The sequence below is a fragment of the Streptomyces sp. NPDC013455 genome (assembly GCF_040632975.1).
In the GTDB taxonomy this organism is placed as follows: domain Bacteria; phylum Actinomycetota; class Actinomycetes; order Streptomycetales; family Streptomycetaceae; genus Streptomyces.
In genome coordinates this window covers 231,808-246,920 of sequence record NZ_JBEYCX010000001.1, presented here as the reverse complement: position 1 = coordinate 246,920, position 15,113 = coordinate 231,808, and the positions used below count along the sequence as shown (strand labels likewise).

Here is a 15,113-nt window from a genome sequence, read left to right as displayed (position 1 = left end):
CTTCGCCGTGTCCCGGGCTGGATAGGGTGGGAGCACCCTGTTCTCACGACACCCAGGAGCGGCTGATGAGCGCTGTGACCCCCGCTGGAGGCGACACCGCGGCGGGCCGCTCCTGGCCCGTCCTGCTGAACGGTCTGCTGGACGGCCGGGACCTGTCCGCCGACGACACCGCCTGGGCGATGGACCTGATCATGCGCGGGGAGGCGACCGACGCGCAGATCGCCGGGTTCATGGTGGCGCTGCGCGCCAAGGGCGAGACGGTGCAGGAGATCGCCGGACTCGTCCGCACCATGTACGCGCACGCGAACGTGATCGAGGTGCCCGGCCCGGCCGTCGACATCGTCGGCACCGGCGGCGACGGCGCCAAGACGGTGAACATCTCCACCATGTCCTCGATCGTCGTCGCGGGCACCGGCGCGAAGGTGGTCAAGCACGGCAACCGCGCCGCGTCCTCCGCCTCCGGCTCCTCCGACGTCCTGGAGAAGCTCGGCATCAACCTGAACCTGACCCCGCGGCGGGTCGCGGAGGTCGCCGAGGAAGCCGGCATCACCATCTGCTTCGCGGTGCGCTTCCACCCGTCCCTGCGCCATGTCGCGGGCGCGCGTTCCCAGCTGGGCATCCGGACCACCTTCAACGTGCTCGGTCCGCTGACCAACCCGGCGCGGGTGCGCGCCCAGGCGGTCGGGGTCGCCGACCCGCGCATGGCGCCGATCGTGGCCGGTGTGCTCGCCGAGCGCGGCAACTCGGCGCTGGTCTTCCGCGGTGACGACGGCCTGGACGAGCTGACCGTCACCGCCACCTCCCGGGTGTGGGTGGTCCGGGACGGCAAGGTCGCGGAGGAGACCTTCGACCCGCGGGACGTCGGCATCGACCTCGTCCCCGTGGACGCCCTGCGCGGCGCCGACGCGGCCTACAACGCGGAGGTCGCCCGCCGCCTGCTGGACGGCGAGCGGGGAGCCGTACGGGACGCCGTGCTGCTGAACTCGGCGGCGGCGCTGGTGGCCCTCCGGCCGACACAGGCGCCGCTCGCCGACCAGCTGCGCGCCGGCATGGCGCTGGCCGCGGAGTCGATCGACTCGGGCGCGGCCAGGCGCACGCTGGACCGCTGGGTGGCCGTCAGCAACGCCTGACGCCATCGGAAGCCGTCCCGCGATCCGGACACGGGTTGCGGGACGCCGATCTTCTCGCGTACGTTTCCTGACCAGGTCATGAGTGACAGTCATGAGGCCCCGGCCGACTGTCCGGCAACCCTCCGTCCGTGGCGGGGTGCCCCGGGTGAAGACCAGGCCGTGCACAGCAAGGTGCACGGCAAGCGCGGATCCCTCACGCAACCAGGGATCCTGGTCGTCGAGGAGTCTCCCGTGAGCAAGCGAATGCGTTAGGGCCGCAGAGCCCCGCCTCCGCACACCCTTCTTCCTTCCTTCTCGCGTTCCTGTCACGGGAGTTCGCCATGTCTGTCTTCAGCACTGCCGCCGACCAGTCCGTTTGCGCCCCGCTGCCCGTTCTGGGACGGGATGTCACCGTCCCGCTGGTCACCGGCGGCGAAGTCACCTACGCCGCCCTCGACTACGCGGCCAGCGCCCCCGCCCTCCAGCGCGTCTGGGACGACGTCGCCGCCTACGCGCCGTACTACGGCAGCGTCCACCGCGGCGCCGGCTACCTCTCCCAGCTCTCCACCGACCTGTTCGAGAAGGCCCGCGAGACGGTCGCCGCGTTCCTCGGCTGCCGCCCGGCCGACCAGGTCGTCTTCACCCGCTCGACCACCGACTCCCTGAACCTGCTGGCCCGCGCCCTGCCCGCCGGCTGCCGGGTCTTCGTCTTCGAGACCGAGCACCACGCCTCCCTGCTGCCCTGGCAGGACGCGCAGGTCACCTACCTCGACGCCCCGCGCACCCCGGGGCAGGCCGTACGGACCCTGGAGCGGGCCCTGGCCGACCGGGACCCCCACGGCCCGGCCCTGGTCTGCGTCACCGGCGCCTCCAACGTCACCGGGGAGCTGTGGCCGGTGCGGGAACTGGCCGCCGCCGCGCACGCCCACGGCGCCCGGATCGTGCTGGACGCCGCCCAGCTGGCCCCGCACCACCCCCTCGACATCGGCGACCTGGACGTCGACTGGGTCGCCTTCTCCGGGCACAAGCTGTACGCCCCCTTCGGCTCCGGCGTCCTGGCCGGCCGCGCCGACTGGCTCCAGGCGGCCGAGCCGTACCTCGCGGGCGGCGGCGCCAGCCGCAAGGTCACCCGGCGCGAGGACGGCGGCGTGGCCGTCGAGTGGCACGAGACCGCGGCCCGGCACGAGGCCGGCTCCCCGAACGTCATCGGCGCCTACGCCGTCGCGTCGGCCTGCAAGGCCCTGACGGAGGCGGGCTGGGACACCCTCGTCGCCCGCGAACAGCACCTCGTCCGCACGGTCCGCGAGGGCCTCGCCGAGGTGCCCGAGGTACGGATCCTCTCCCTCTTCGGCGACGACGCCCCGCGCGTCGGCGTCATCTCCTTCGTGGTCGAGGGCTGGAACAGCTCCCACTTCGCCGCCGCCCTCTCCGCCGAGTACGGCATCGGCGTACGCGACGGCCTCTTCTGCGCCCACCCCCTGGTGCGCACCCTGCTCGGCAGCGACCCGCAGTCCCAGGGCGAGTGCGGGGCGCCGGAGGCGGCGCCGGGGGAGAAGTCCCTCAACGCCATCCGCGTCAGCTTCGGCGCGGGCACCCCCGACGAACACGTCGAGCGCTTCGTCGCGGCGGTGAAGGAACTGGTGCGGGACGGCGCCAAGTGGCGGTACCGCACGGAGGGGGGCCGCTGCGTGCCGGCGGTGTGAGCGGCGCCGGCACACCTGCGCGGCCGGCGGCCGGGCGGGCGCGTATAACCTCCCCCTGAGACCACGTTGGACAGGGGGAGCCCGGAGTGCAGCCGCTGCGCGCAACCGACCCGCGCCACATCGGCCCGTACGAGGTCACGCACCGGCTCGGCGCCGGCGGCATGGGGGAGGTCTACCTCGCCCGTTCCCGCACGGGGCTCGCGCTCGCGGTGAAGGTCGTACGGGCCGAGCACGCCGAGGACCGCACCTTCCGCGCCCGCTTCCGCCACGAGGTGCGCGCCGCGCAGACCGTCGGCGGCGCGGGCACGTACACCGCGCGGGTGGTGGACGCCGACACCGAGGCCGAACGGCCCTGGATGGCCACGGAGTTCGTGTCCGGTCCGAACCTGCGGGACGCGGTCCTGGACCACGGCGCGCTGCCCGAGTCCGCGGTCCGCCTGCTCGCCGCCGCGCTCGGCGAGGCGCTGGCCGCCATCCACGCCAAGGGCCTGGTCCACCGCGACCTGAAGCCGTCGAACATCCTGCTGGGCCCGGACGGGCCCCGGGTCATCGACTTCGGGATCGTCCGGGCCCTGGAGGCCACCGCGCTGACCCGCACCGGCGCGGTCGTCGGCTCGGTGGGCTACGTCTCGCCGGAGCAGATCCGCAACGGCGGACAGGTCGGCCCGCCCAGCGACGTGTTCTCCCTCGGCGCGGTCCTCGCCTACGCGGCGGCCGGCCGCGAGCCCTTCGGCGAGGGCCAGGACTCGGTGGTGCTGCTGCGCATCCTGACCCGCGACTTCGACCTGACCGGCGTACCGGACGGGCTGCGCCCGCTGGTGACGGCCTGTCTGCGGGAGGACCCGCTGGAGCGCCCGGAGCCGCCGGAGGTGGTGGCGGGCGCCGGCTTCACCCCCGCGACGCTGCGCGCCGCCGTGCGCCCCGGCTGGTACGGTCCCGCGGCCGCCCCGGGCCGGACCCCCGACGACCGCCCGAGCGGCGTGGAATACCTGTCACCCGCCACGCCGTCCCCGGCCGGCCCGTCCCCGGCCGGGGAGACTCCCGCCCCGGCCGCCCCGTCACCCGTCACCCCGGCCCCGGCCGATCCTTCTTCGGCCCTCGCCGGTCCGACGCCTGCCGCGGCCGGTCCGACGCCTGCCGCGGCCGGTCCGACGCCTGCCGCGGCCGGTCCGGCTCCCGCCGCGGCCGGTCCCGCCCCCGCCCGGCCGGCCGCTCCCGCGCCTGAGGCGCCCGGCGTCCCGGCCGGCGACCCGCCCCGCACCGCCCCGGCGTCCGTGCCCGCCACCGCCACCGCCACCGCACCCGACAGCCCGTCCCCCGCGTCCGCGCCGCCGACGCCGCGTGCCGCCGGGGACGGCTCGACCGCCGCACCCACCACCGTCGGCCGTCTCGGCCCCGTCGCCCCCGGGCGCCGCCGGCTCCTGAAGGCCCTCGCCGGGGGAGCCGTGGCCGTGGCCGGGGCCGGAGCCGGCGGCTGGCTGTGGGAGTACGGGTTCCGCACCGAGAGCGAGGGCCACAGCTCCCCTTCGCCCGCGCGGTCGGCCTCCGGTGCGGCCGGGCCCGCGGCCCTGCGCTGGCAGTACGACCTCGGCGCCCTCGGCGGCCTGGACGGGGCCTGCTGCGCGCTCTCCCCGGACGGTTCCGTCGTCTACGCCGGCACCTCCGGCGGCGTGCTGCACGCGATCTCCGCGGACGGCTCCGGGCACTGGAAGGTCCGGCTCGGCGACGACGTCTCCACCCCCGTGGCCACGCGGGACGCCGTGTACTGCGTGGTGGGCCTCGACAGCGAGGACGTGCGCCGGCTGACCGCGGTGAGTCCGTCCGGCAGTCCGCTGTGGACCCGCACCCTCGGCGACCGGGCGTACGCCGTCCCGGTGCCGCTCGGCGAGGACGTGCTCGTCCCTGTCGGCGGCACGGACGCGGGCGGGCTGCGCCGCTACGCTCCCGACGGCAGCGAGAAGTGGACCGCCAAGACCCCGGCCGGCCCCACCGGCACGCCCCTGGTCTCGGCCGGCGTGATCTACACGGGCAGCTACGGGGACACCCTGCTGGCGCTGGACGCGGCGGACGGCACGCCCAAGTGGCAGATCTCCGGGGGCACCGACATCACGGCCCTCGCCCTCGCGGGCACCACCCTGTTCGCGGACGCCGGCGCCGCCCGCCAGGGCTTCCGGACCACGGACGGCCGGCGGCTGTGGCGCAGGGAGGACGAGAGCGGGGCGCTGACCGCGGGGAACCGCGCGCTGGCGGTCGGCACGGAACAGGCGACGGTGTTCGGCGTCCGCGCGGCCGACGGCTCGCGCGCCTGGACGTACGACCTCCCCGGGAGCACGGCCCAGCCGTGGACGGTGGTGGCCGGCGACACCGTGTACGTCCGTGCGGGCGACCGGGTCTGGGCGCTGGACCTGAACGGGAAGCGACGCTGGAGCGCCACCCTCGGCCGCGACGCGGGCGACGACCAGCACACCCCGGTCGTCACCGGCAAGCGTCTCTACATCCCCTCGGGCACCGGCATCGCCGCGGTGGAGCTGAGCGGCTAGTTGTCGAGGCCGATCGCGAACGCCGCCTCCAGGTCGTGCTGGGAGTAGGTGCGGAACGCGACGTGCGTGTCGGTGCCCTCCACGCCGGGGATCTTGCTGATCCGGCCCGGGATGACCTCGGCGAGGTCCTCGTGCTGCCGGACCCGGACCATGGCGATCAGGTCGTAGGTGCCGGTGACCGAGAAGACCTCGCTGACGCTGTCCAGCGCGGCGATCCGCTCCGCGATCTCGGGGATCCGGTCCACGCTGGTCTTGATCAGAACGATCGCGGTGATCACGGCTGTCTCTCTCCCTCGGTGACCGGAGCTCGGGTGGCTTTCACTCTAGTCGCCCGCCCGTCGCCCACGACCGCCCCGCCCGGGCCGTCCTCCGGGCCCCTCCTCCTGCCGTACCGCGCCCACGCGTAACCGAACCCGAGGCCGAACCCCACCAGGTGCGCGAGGTACGCCACCCCCGGCCCGTCGGAGGCGCGTCCCGCCGCCAGCCACTGGAGGGCCGCCCAGAACGGCAGCACGACCCACGCCGGGAAACGCAGCGGCAGGAAGAACAGGAAGGGGAGGAGACTGGTCACGCGCGCGCGGGGGAACAGGAAGAGGAACGCTCCGAGGACCGCCGAGACCGCCCCGGAGGCGCCGACCAGCGACTGCTCGGAGGTGGCGTTGGCGGCCGCGTAGCCGAGCAGGGCGAGGTAGCCGCAGCCGACGTAGAACAGGGTGAACTCCACGCGGCCCATCCGTTCCTCCGTCATCGCCCCGAAGACGAAGAGGAAGAGCATGTTCCCGAGCAGATGGACCCAGCTGCCGTGCACGAACAGCGCGGTGGCCGGGGTGAGCACCGCTCCGGCCGGTCCGCGGAACAGCTCGGCCGGGACCACGCCCCACTGCCGGAAGTACGCCCGCTGCGCGGCCGGCAGGGCCTCCCCGGAGCCGTACCCGGGGACCAGACCCGAGGCCGGGCCGAGGACGAAGATCAGAGCGCACAGGACGATGAGGCCGTACGTCACGGGCGCCGAGGTCCCCCGGACCGCTCTCAGGGTCCTGCCGGCCGCCGTGCTCCAGGTGCTGATCATGACTACAGAGCATGACGTAACGGGACGCAGCCTGACAGACCGCCTCGCCGCCGTGGACGGACGGGCGGCGAGTACCCGCCAGGCCGTAGGGTTACGAGCCACACGCGTCGGGGAGCGGCGCGGACGGACACGAGAAGGAAGCGGACAGTCACGATGACGGTTCCCCTGCCGACGGCCACCACGCGATGGCGCTGCACCCTGTGCGGCAACCTCACCCGGTTCGACGTGACCCGCTCGTCGAAGGTCGTCGAGTACGTGCACCTCGACCTCGCCGGTGAGCCGGCCGTGGAGGAGCGCCAGGTGGTCAGTGAGACCATCGAGTCGGTGCGCTGCCGCTGGTGCAACGCGGTGGACCAGGTGGAACTCGTGGACAGGCCGGGCGCCGGCTCCTGAGCGGAGCGGGCCCCGTGAGACATGCGTGTATTGGGGTGTGACGGATGGTGGAGAGCGCAGGCGGGGGGCCGGACGACGGCACCGCCGAGGTGCTTGACCGTCCGCTGCCCGACGGCGTGCGCCGACGGGTCGTACAGATCGTCTCGGACGGCTTCGGCGGGCTGACCATGGCGGAACTGCCCGCTCAGCTGAGGCAGTACGCCCGGTTCGCCCCCAATCGCCGGGCGAAGTTCGCCGGGAACGCGATGGCGGCGGCACTGGAGACCGACGCGCTGTTCCGGCAGCGGATCGGGGAGAAGTTCAGAGTGGCGCAGCCGGAACTCGCCGGCGCCCTGGACTCCGGCTCCCCGCCCCCGGCCGCGGACCCGCTCGACGTGGCGGCCGCGGCCTACGTACTGCGCCCGGCGGGCTGGGTGAAGCTGGTCACCGCGGCCGGCGAGGAGGCGCAGCGCGCGGACGCCGAGCGGGCCGGCGAGGAGAGCCGGGCCGAGCTGGAGCGGCTGCGCGCGGAGCTGGCGCAGGCCCGTGACCACACCCGCGCCGAGACCGAACGGCTGCGCGCGGAACTGGAGTCGGCCCGGAAGGAATCCGAATCGCTCCACCGCAAGCTGCGGGCCGCCCTCAGCGACGTCAAGCGGGGCGAGGCCGCGCTGCGCAAGGCGCAGGGCGAGATCGACGCCGTGCGCGCCGAGGCGCATGCGCACGTGTCGGCCGCGGAGAGCGAGTCCCGGCGGCTCAAGGCCCGCCTGGGCGAGGCCGAGGCCGCGCTGGAGGCCACCCGCCGGGCTGCCCGGGAGGGCCGCAGCGTGGAGGACATGCGGGTACGGCTGCTGCTCGACACCCTGCTGGACGCGACCCAGGGGCTGCGGCGCGAACTGGCCCTGCCGCCGGTGTCGGTGCGTCCGGCCGAGACGGTGGACGCGGTCGAACCGGGACGGATGACCCCGAAGGACATCGCGGCCCGGGCCCTGTCCGAGAACGACCCGGCCATCCTCGACCAGCTCCTGGCGCTGCCGCAGGCACACCTGGTCGTCGACGGCTACAACGTGACCAAGACCGGCTATCCGCAGATGCCGCTGGAGAAGCAGCGGCTCCGGCTGCTGGGCCAGCTCTCCGCGCTCGCCGCGCAGACCGGGGCCGAGGTGACGTGTGTCTTCGACGGTGCCGAACTGGCCGCGCCGGTGCTGCTGGCACCGCCGCGCGGTGTGCGGGTGCTGTTCTCCAAGCCGGGCGTCACGGCCGACGAGCTGATCCGCCAGCTGGTGCGCGCCGAGCCGCCGGGACGCCCGGTCATCGTCGCCTCCACCGACCGGGAGGTGGCCGACGGGGTCGCCAGGGCGGGTGCCCGACCGGTGGCCTCTGCGGTACTTCTCAAGCGACTGTCCTGAAGGTCCAACGGGCGCAGGCAATGCCCGAATTGGCCGTAACGTCACGCAACGTAGCGTCAACCGCATCTCACTGCATGTGAGTTGTGTGCAAAGAATGCATTGCGTGACGTGGTTTTTGGCTGCGAGGATTTGAACTGATCACAACCGGGTCACTAGGGTCTGGGCTCGAACCTCCGAACGGGTGAACACTCACAAGAAGGAGTTCGTCCTCCGTGGCGTCCCACCGTCGACCCAAGCAGCCGAGCCGCACCCGCGTGACCGTGCTCACCACCGCTGCCGCAGCTGCCGTCGCGCTCAGCGCCAACGCCGCCAACGCCGCGCCGAGCGAGAAGCTCGGCAAGGACGAGGTCAAGGCCAAGGTCGACAAGCTCTACGAGCAGGCGGAGCAGGCGACCGAGAAGTACAACGGCGCCAAGGAGAGGCAGCAGAAGCTGCAGAAGGAAATCTCCACGATCCAGGACAATGTCGCCCGCGGCCAGGAGGAGCTCAACAAGCTGCGCGACGGCCTGGGTTCGCTGGCCACCGCCCAGTACCGCTCCGGCGGTATCGACGCCTCGGTCCAGCTCTTCCTGTCCTCGGACCCGGACGACTTCCTCGACAAGGCCTCCACGCTCGACCAGTTGAGCAGCCAGCAGGTCGACGCGCTGAAGAAGATCCAGGACAAACAGCGCGAACTGGCCCAGGAGCGTGCCGAGGCGACGGAGAAGCTCAAGGACCTCTCCGCCACCCGCACCGAGCTGGGCAACAAGAAGAAGGAAGTCCAGGCGAAGCTCGCCGAGGCGCAGAAGCTCCTCAACACGCTGACCGCCAAGGAGAAGGCCCAGCTCGCCGAGGAACAGCAGCGCGCCAACCGCTCCTCCACCGAGCGCGTCGAACTCGGCGACGACGCCCCGCCGGCCTCCGGCCGAGCCCAGGCGGCCTTCTCCGCCGCCCAGACCCGGCTCGGCTCGCCCTACGTCTACGGCGCCACCGGCCCCTCCTCCTTCGACTGCTCGGGCCTGACCTCCTGGGCCTACGCCCAGGCCGGGGTCTCCATCCCGCGCACCTCCGAGGCGCAGGCCCAGATCGGCACGAGGATCTACAGCCAGAGCGACCTCAAGGTCGGCGACCTGGTCTTCTTCTTCAACGACCTGCACCACGTGGGCCTCTACGCGGGCAACGGCCAGGTCCTGCACGCCCCGCGCACCGGCACCGTCGTCCGGTACGAGTCGATGACGACCATCGGCGGCCCCTTCATGTTCGGCGTCCGGGTCTGACACCCGGCGACACACGGACACGGGTGGCGCCCGAACGAGCGAATCCCCGGAACCGGAACTGACTCCACGCCCCGCCGGTGACCTGCGTCAGCGGCGGGGCGTCACCGTGTGTTGACCGCGAGGTCTTTGGCCCCGGCCCCTCCGCGCGGCTACTGTCTGGCGCGTTTCCCCGGCGCCGGGGCCTCCCCGTCCCCAGGCGCCGGGAAAACGGTCTACGTCCGCCAGCAGAAGGACTGCCGTGGGGTCCCATCGCCGCCTTGCCCCGTCCGGATTCGACCGGGGCTCCCTCGCCCTGTGCGTGCTGTCGGCCGCGGCCGCCGCGCTCGGCGCCGTACCGGCGCACGCGGCCCCGGGCGCCGACACCCGCGCCCAGGTGGACCGCCTGTACGAGGAGGCGGAGAAGGCGACGCAGGCGTACGACGAGGCCGACGAGCGGGCCGGCCGGCTGCGCCGGGAGGTCCGGGACGCCCAGGACCACATCGCCCGGCAGCAGCAGCGCGTCAACGGTCTGCGCGAGCAGCTCGGTTCGCTGGCCGGCGCCCAGTACCGCGCGGGCGGCATCGACCCGGCCGTCGCCCTGCTCTTCTCCGCCGACCCCGACGACTACCTGGAGAAGGCGTCCACGCTGGACCGCATCGGCGCCCGGCAGGCCGCCCGGCTCAAGGAACTGCGGTCCGCGCTGCGCGAACTCGCCCAGGAGCGGGCGGAGGCCGCCGGGACCCTCGCCGAGCTGGAGCGCAGCCGCGCGGCCGTGGCCGCTCACAAGCGCAGCGTGGAGCGGAAGCTCGCCCGGGCCCGGCAGCTGATCAACGCCCTGCCGCCCGCCGAACGCGCCGCCTGGGACCGGGCCTCCCGGGGCGGCCGCGCGGACCTGCCCGACCCGGCCGGCGCCGTCGCCCCCGACGGCCGCGCCGCCGCGGCCCTGGCCGCCGCCCGCTCCGCGCTCGGCCGCCCCTACGTGTGGGGCGCCAACGGTCCGTCCGGCTTCGACTGTTCGGGCCTGATGCAGTGGTCGTACGCGCACGCCGGCGTCCAGCTGCCGCGCACCTCGCAGGCACAGCGGTTCGCCGGCCGGCAGGTCCCGCTCTCCCAGGCCCGCCCCGGCGACCTGGTCGTCTACCGCTCGGACGCCAGCCACGTGGCGATGTACGCCGGCAACGGCCAGGTCATCCACGCGCCCTACCCCGGCGCCCCGGTGCGCTACGACCCGGTCGGGATGATGCCGGTCTCCTCGGTCACCCGGCCCTGACCGCGCTGCGCGCCGTACGATCGGGAAGTGGCTGGGCGCAGGCGGACGTGGGGGACCGGGGCCGTGGGGCTCGTGCTGCTGCTGCCCCTCGCCGGGTGCGGCGGGCAGCCGGCGACCGACCGGGCCCGGGCCGAGGTGCAGCAGGTCCTCGACCGGCGCTCGGCCGCGCTGCTCGGCCACGACGAGAGGGCGTACGCGGCGACGGGCACCGGCGCGCAGTACACCCGGCTGCGCGCCCTGCCGCTGGCCGCCTGGAGCTACCGGGTCACCGGCCTGCGCCGCACGTCCTCCGGCGCCACCGCCGACGCCGACCTGCGCTACCGCGTCGCGGGCTACGACAAGGCCCCGGTCGACGCCCGCCGCACCCTCACCCTCGGCCGCACCGCCGACGGCACCTGGTACGTCACCGCCGACCGGCCCGCCGGGAAGGGCGGGCAGCAGCTGTGGGACCAGGGCACGGTGACCGCCGTGCGGGGCGCGCACAGCCTGGTGCTCGGCACCGGCCGGTCCGCCGCGGGCCTGAGGCCGTTCGCCCGGCTCGCCGACCGCGCGGTCCCGGCCGTCTCCCGGGCCTGGGGCACGGAGTGGACCGGCCGGGTCGTGATCCTCGTGCCGCGGTCCCTGGCCGGCATGGCGGCCCTGCTCGGCTCACCCGCCGCCGACTACCGGGGCATCGCCGCCGTCACCACGGGCGAGGCGGGGGGCCCGGGCCGGGCGCCCGCCGACCGGGTGGTGGTCAACCCGGAGGCGTACGAGGTCCTCGGCGACGTCGGCAGGCAGGTCGTCCTCACGCACGAGACGACCCATGTCGCCACCCGCGCGCACACCACCGCCGCAACCCCGCTGTGGCTCTCCGAGGGCTACGCCGACTGGGTCGGCTACCTCGGCACCGGCCGCACCCCCGCCGACGCCGCCCCCGAACTCGCCCGTGCCGTCCGCGACGGGGAGGTGCCCGAGGCGCTCCCCGCCGACGAGGAGTTCGGCTTCACCGGCGAGCCCGCGAAGCTGGCCCGGGCCTACGAGGGCGGCTGGCTGGCCTGCCGGATGATCGCCGAACAGTGGGGCACGGCCCGGCTCGGCGCCTTCTACCGGGCCGTCGGCCCCCACGGCGAGCGGGCGGGTGCGGTCGAGGAGGCGCTCGGCACGGTGCTCGGGACGACCCTGGAGGAGTTCACCGCGCGCTGGCGCGCGTACGTCACGACCGAGCTCGGCTGAGGGTGGCGATGGCCTCCCGCAGCCATTCCCGCTCGGCGTCCCCGGCGGCCCGCGCGACCCGCAGCAGGCCCTCCCGGAACAGGTCCCCGGCCTCCGGGGCCCGCCCCGGCCCGCCCGCGCGCCGGGAGGAGCCCGCCGGGGCCGCGAGGAAGTCCAGGCGGCGCCGGAGCACGGCGGCCTGCTCGGCCGGGTCGTCCAGGTGCCGCAGGAAGGCCAGCACCGTGTGGAAGCGGACGGGGTCGGTGATCTCCGCCTGTCTGGGGCCGCGCAGCCGCCGCAGCAGCTCCGCCCTGCCCTCTTCCGTCAGGACCAGCACCCGGCGCGGGGCGGCGCTCGGGCCCTGGCCGGACCGCTGGTCGAGCAGACCGGCGGCGAGCAGCCGGTTGATGGCCGGGTAGAGCGCGCCGTCGCTGACCGGGCGGACATGGCCGCTCAGGCCGCTCAGCGCCGTGATGCGCTCCTTCAGCTCGTACCCGTGCAGCGCTTCCTCGGCGAGGAAGCCGAGGATCGACAGCTCCAGCACCCGCGTCCTCCCCGCGGTCCGTCCCGGCGGCCCCCGTTCCCGGCTCGCCGCACCCGGCGGGCCCGGCGGCCATGCTAGTTCTCCCCGCGCCACCTCGAAACGAGGCAGCCCGCCGCGAGAGACCGCCGCGGCGGGCCGGCCGTCAGGAGGAGACCGGTGTCTGCGGGGCGCGGGTGGCCTGCGGCGGGAAGGGGGCGGTCGCGGCCGGGGGCACGGTCGAGCGCCACAGCCGCCGGGCCGCCGTGAGCGTGGCGGCGAGCAGCAGGCCGTTGCGCACCACCAGCAGCGTGATGCCGTACCCGTCGCTCGCCACCACGTGCGAGAAGCCGAGCGGGAACTCCAGGACCGTCACGAAGGAGGCGAGGACGACCAGCAGCGCGGGCCTGCCCATGCGGCTCGCCCGGTGCGAGACGCAGACGGCGGCCAGGCCGACCAGCCACACCAGGTACTGCGGGCTGATCACCCGGCTGGTCACCGTGAACAGCAGCACCGCCGTGAAGGCCGCCTCGGCGACCGTGTGCGGCGCCGTGCGGGTCGCGCGCAGCCGCCACAGCAGCAGCCAGCCGAAGCCGGTCCCGGTCAGCACCAGCGCGGCCGTGCTGACCCGGTCCACGTGCGGGCCCAGGAACTCGATCGACCCGTAGTTCAGCAGCACCTCGCCCTGCCAGCCGAAGTGCCGGCCCACGTGGAAGACCAGGGCGCCCAGCGACTCCACCTCGGTGCCCCGGTCCCGCTGGAAGGTCAGGAACGCGAAGGCGCCCGGCATGGACACCGCGAACAGCGCCGCGAGGCCGGCCGCGGTCGCCGCCGCCGACAGCCACACCCGCCGGGTCGCCGCGCCGGCCAGCAGCAGCGCCGGCCACACCTTCAGCAGCGCCCCGAGTGCCGTCAGCGCGCCCATCGCGCGCGGGTGCCGGGCCCCGGCGAGCAGCGCGCCCACGGCCACCGCGGTGACCATCACGTCGTAGCGGGCGTACACCGTCGGCCCGAGCAGCGGGACGCCCGCCACCCACACCCAGGCCCCGCGCGAGGTCCGGCCGGAGCGCCGGCCCGCGGCCCACAGCAGGGCCAGGACGACGGCGTCGGCCAGGCAGGCCAGCACGAAGAAGGCGTGCGTGTACGACAGGAAGGGCAGGGCGGCGGGGGAGAGGATCGCGAGGGCGGCGGCGGGCGGGTACTGCCAGGTCACGTCGTCCAGCGGAAACGTTCCTTGGCGCAGGACCTCGTACCAGCCGCGGTAGATCACCGACACGTCGGAGGTGACGTCCGGGCCCGGGAAGGCGTACACCCGGAAGACGAAGAGCAGCAGCACCGCACGGGTGAGGCCCCAGGTCGCGAGCAGCCATGCCGAGGACCGCCCGGCACCCTTCGTCTCCACCTGATCCCCTGCCGTTCGATTCCGTGTCGGGCGACCATGATGTCCCGCGATCCTGTGCGCGTGCCACAGACCCGGCCGGGCCCGGCCGGGGGACAGCCCATTCGGTAGGGTCGGCGGCGATGCACAAGACCCTGATCGTGACCAACGACTTCCCGCCCCGGCCGGGCGGTATCCAGGCCTTCCTGCACAACATGGCCCTGCGTCTGGACCCCGGCCGGCTGGTCGTCTACGCCTCCACCTGGAAGCGCGGCCGGGAGGGCGCCGAGGCCACCGCCGCCTTCGACGCCGAGCAGCCCTTCACCGTCGTACGGGACCGTACGACCATGCTGCTGCCCACCCCGCAGACGACCCGGCGGGCGGTCGGGCTGCTCCGCGAGCACGGCTGCACCTCGGTGTGGTTCGGGGCGGCGGCCCCGCTCGGCCTCATGGCTCCCGCGCTCCGCAGGGCCGGTGCCGAGCGGCTGGTGGCCACCACCCACGGGCACGAGGCCGGCTGGGCCCAGCTGCCCGCCGCCCGGCAGCTGCTGCGCCGGATCGGCGAGTCCACGGACACGATCACCTACCTGGGCGAGTACACCCGCTCCCGGATCGCCACCGCCCTGACCCCCGAGGCGGCCGGCCGCATGGTGCAGCTGCCGCCGGGGGTGGACGAGAAGACCTTCCACCCGGCCTCCGGCGGCGACGAGGTCCGCGCGCGGCTCGGGCTCACCGACCGTCCGGTCGTGGTCTGCGTCTCCCGTCTGGTGCCGCGCAAGGGCCAGGACACCCTGATCCGGGCCATGCCGCGCGTCCTCGCCGCCGAGCCGGACGCCGTCCTGCTGATCGTCGGCGGCGGCCCCTACGAGCGGGACCTGCGCCGCCTGGCCCGGGAGACCGGGGTCGCCGGCTCGGTGCGCTTCACCGGCGCCGTGCCCTGGTCCGAGCTGCCCGCCCACTACGGAGCCGGTGACGTCTTCGCCATGCCCTGCCGCACCCGCCGCGGCGGCCTGGACGTGGAGGGCCTCGGCATCGTCTACCTGGAGGCGTCCGCCACCGGGCTGCCGGTCGTCGCGGGCGACTCCGGCGGCGCACCGGACGCGGTCCTGGAGGGCGAGACCGGCTGGGTGGTGCGGGGCGGCTCGGCCGAGCAGACGGCCGAGCGGATCGTGGTCCTGCTCGGGGACCCGGAGCTGCGGCGCAGGATGGGCGAGCGGGGCCGCCGGTGGGTCGAGGAGAAGTGGCGCTGGGACCTGCTGGCGGAGCGGCTGAGAACCCTGCTGTAGGGGTGTCTCACCCCGCCGGGCGCCGGGC

At 74.7% G+C, this 15,113-nt stretch carries 13 protein-coding genes and 1 riboswitch; of the genes, 9 read left to right on the top strand and 4 right to left on the bottom strand.

Going from position 1 to position 15,113, the window contains the following annotated elements; genetic code table 11:
- The first annotated feature begins 65 nt into the window (after nucleotides 1-65).
- From trpD to ABZ576_RS01060, 3 genes are all read left to right on the top strand, one after another.
- On the top strand, nucleotides 66-1,130 hold the full coding sequence (gene trpD / locus ABZ576_RS01070) for an anthranilate phosphoribosyltransferase (protein WP_360734282.1): 1,065 nt from the start codon (nucleotides 66-68) through the stop codon (nucleotides 1,128-1,130).
- A 74-nt stretch (nucleotides 1,131-1,204) separates the two neighbouring features.
- Nucleotides 1,205-1,321, top strand: a riboswitch (SAM riboswitch).
- A 129-nt stretch (nucleotides 1,322-1,450) separates the two neighbouring features.
- Nucleotides 1,451-2,812 carry an aminotransferase class V-fold PLP-dependent enzyme gene (locus tag ABZ576_RS01065; RefSeq protein ID WP_360734279.1) on the top strand — a complete coding sequence of 454 codons (1,362 nt, stop codon included), beginning with the start codon at nucleotides 1,451-1,453 and terminating at the stop codon, nucleotides 2,810-2,812.
- Nucleotides 2,813-2,898: 86 nt separating this feature from the next.
- Complete coding sequence (locus ABZ576_RS01060; RefSeq protein ID WP_360734276.1) at nucleotides 2,899-5,352, top strand: PQQ-binding-like beta-propeller repeat protein; 2,454 nt, start codon at nucleotides 2,899-2,901, stop codon at nucleotides 5,350-5,352.
- On the opposite strand, the gene ABZ576_RS01055 is transcribed toward ABZ576_RS01060, so the two are convergent.
- Together ABZ576_RS01055 and ABZ576_RS01050 are read right to left on the bottom strand one after the other, a co-directional pair.
- Nucleotides 5,349-5,630 carry an Lrp/AsnC ligand binding domain-containing protein gene (locus ABZ576_RS01055; RefSeq protein WP_360734273.1) on the bottom strand — a complete coding sequence of 94 codons (282 nt, stop codon included), beginning with the start codon at nucleotides 5,628-5,630 and terminating at the stop codon, nucleotides 5,349-5,351. The two genes, ABZ576_RS01060 and ABZ576_RS01055, sit on opposite strands and share 4 nt — an antisense overlap.
- The gene (locus tag ABZ576_RS01050; RefSeq protein ID WP_360734270.1) at nucleotides 5,627-6,421 is read right to left on the bottom strand and encodes a rhomboid family intramembrane serine protease; all 795 of its coding nucleotides are present in this window, start codon (nucleotides 6,419-6,421) and stop codon (nucleotides 5,627-5,629) included. The genes ABZ576_RS01055 and ABZ576_RS01050 overlap by 4 nt, the downstream gene beginning before the upstream one ends.
- 153 nt (nucleotides 6,422-6,574) lie before the next feature.
- Between ABZ576_RS01050 and ABZ576_RS01045 the strand changes: the two genes are divergently transcribed.
- The 5 genes from ABZ576_RS01045 to ABZ576_RS01025 all read left to right on the top strand — a co-directional run bounded on the left by ABZ576_RS01045 (nucleotide 6,575) and on the right by ABZ576_RS01025 (nucleotide 11,922).
- The gene (locus ABZ576_RS01045) at nucleotides 6,575-6,814 is read left to right on the top strand and encodes a hypothetical protein (protein WP_360734267.1); all 240 of its coding nucleotides are present in this window, start codon (nucleotides 6,575-6,577) and stop codon (nucleotides 6,812-6,814) included.
- Nucleotides 6,815-6,858: 44 nt separating this feature from the next.
- Nucleotides 6,859-8,202 carry an NYN domain-containing protein gene (locus tag ABZ576_RS01040; protein WP_360734264.1) on the top strand — a complete coding sequence of 448 codons (1,344 nt, stop codon included), beginning with the start codon at nucleotides 6,859-6,861 and terminating at the stop codon, nucleotides 8,200-8,202.
- Nucleotides 8,203-8,414: 212 nt separating this feature from the next.
- Entirely contained in the window at nucleotides 8,415-9,458 is a 1,044-nt protein-coding gene (locus ABZ576_RS01035; protein WP_360734261.1) for an NlpC/P60 family protein, read from the top strand.
- Between the two features lie 238 nt (nucleotides 9,459-9,696).
- Nucleotides 9,697-10,707, top strand: a complete 1,011-nt coding sequence (locus ABZ576_RS01030) for an NlpC/P60 family protein (protein WP_360734258.1) — start codon at nucleotides 9,697-9,699, stop codon at nucleotides 10,705-10,707.
- A 27-nt stretch (nucleotides 10,708-10,734) separates the two neighbouring features.
- Nucleotides 10,735-11,922, top strand: a complete 1,188-nt coding sequence (locus ABZ576_RS01025; RefSeq protein WP_360734256.1) for a hypothetical protein — start codon at nucleotides 10,735-10,737, stop codon at nucleotides 11,920-11,922.
- Here the strand turns inward: ABZ576_RS01025 and ABZ576_RS01020 are convergent.
- The gene (locus tag ABZ576_RS01020) at nucleotides 11,903-12,445 is read right to left on the bottom strand and encodes a PadR family transcriptional regulator (protein WP_360734253.1); all 543 of its coding nucleotides are present in this window, start codon (nucleotides 12,443-12,445) and stop codon (nucleotides 11,903-11,905) included. The two genes, ABZ576_RS01025 and ABZ576_RS01020, sit on opposite strands and share 20 nt — an antisense overlap.
- A 142-nt stretch (nucleotides 12,446-12,587) precedes the next feature.
- Complete coding sequence (locus tag ABZ576_RS01015) at nucleotides 12,588-13,823, bottom strand: glycosyltransferase family 87 protein (RefSeq protein ID WP_360734250.1); 1,236 nt, start codon at nucleotides 13,821-13,823, stop codon at nucleotides 12,588-12,590.
- A 119-nt stretch (nucleotides 13,824-13,942) separates the two neighbouring features.
- On the opposite strand from ABZ576_RS01015, the gene ABZ576_RS01010 reads away from it, so the two are divergent.
- Entirely contained in the window at nucleotides 13,943-15,085 is a 1,143-nt protein-coding gene (locus ABZ576_RS01010; RefSeq protein ID WP_360734247.1) for a glycosyltransferase family 4 protein, read from the top strand.
- Nucleotides 15,086-15,113 lie beyond the last annotated feature (28 nt).

What these genes read in the sequence shown, in the direction of transcription:
- ABZ576_RS01045 (WP_360734267.1), top strand. Translation starts at nt 6,575, where the DNA reads ATGACGGTTCCCCTGCCGACGGCCACCACGCGATGGCGCTGCACCCTG.
- ABZ576_RS01050 (WP_360734270.1), bottom strand. Translation starts at nt 6,421, where the DNA reads ATGATCAGCACCTGGAGCACGGCGGCCGGCAGGACCCTGAGAGCGGTC.
- trpD (WP_360734282.1), top strand. Translation starts at nt 66, where the DNA reads ATGAGCGCTGTGACCCCCGCTGGAGGCGACACCGCGGCGGGCCGCTCC.
- ABZ576_RS01065 (WP_360734279.1), top strand. Translation starts at nt 1,451, where the DNA reads ATGTCTGTCTTCAGCACTGCCGCCGACCAGTCCGTTTGCGCCCCGCTG.
- ABZ576_RS01010 (WP_360734247.1), top strand. Translation starts at nt 13,943, where the DNA reads ATGCACAAGACCCTGATCGTGACCAACGACTTCCCGCCCCGGCCGGGC.
- ABZ576_RS01040 (WP_360734264.1), top strand. Translation starts at nt 6,859, where the DNA reads ATGGTGGAGAGCGCAGGCGGGGGGCCGGACGACGGCACCGCCGAGGTG.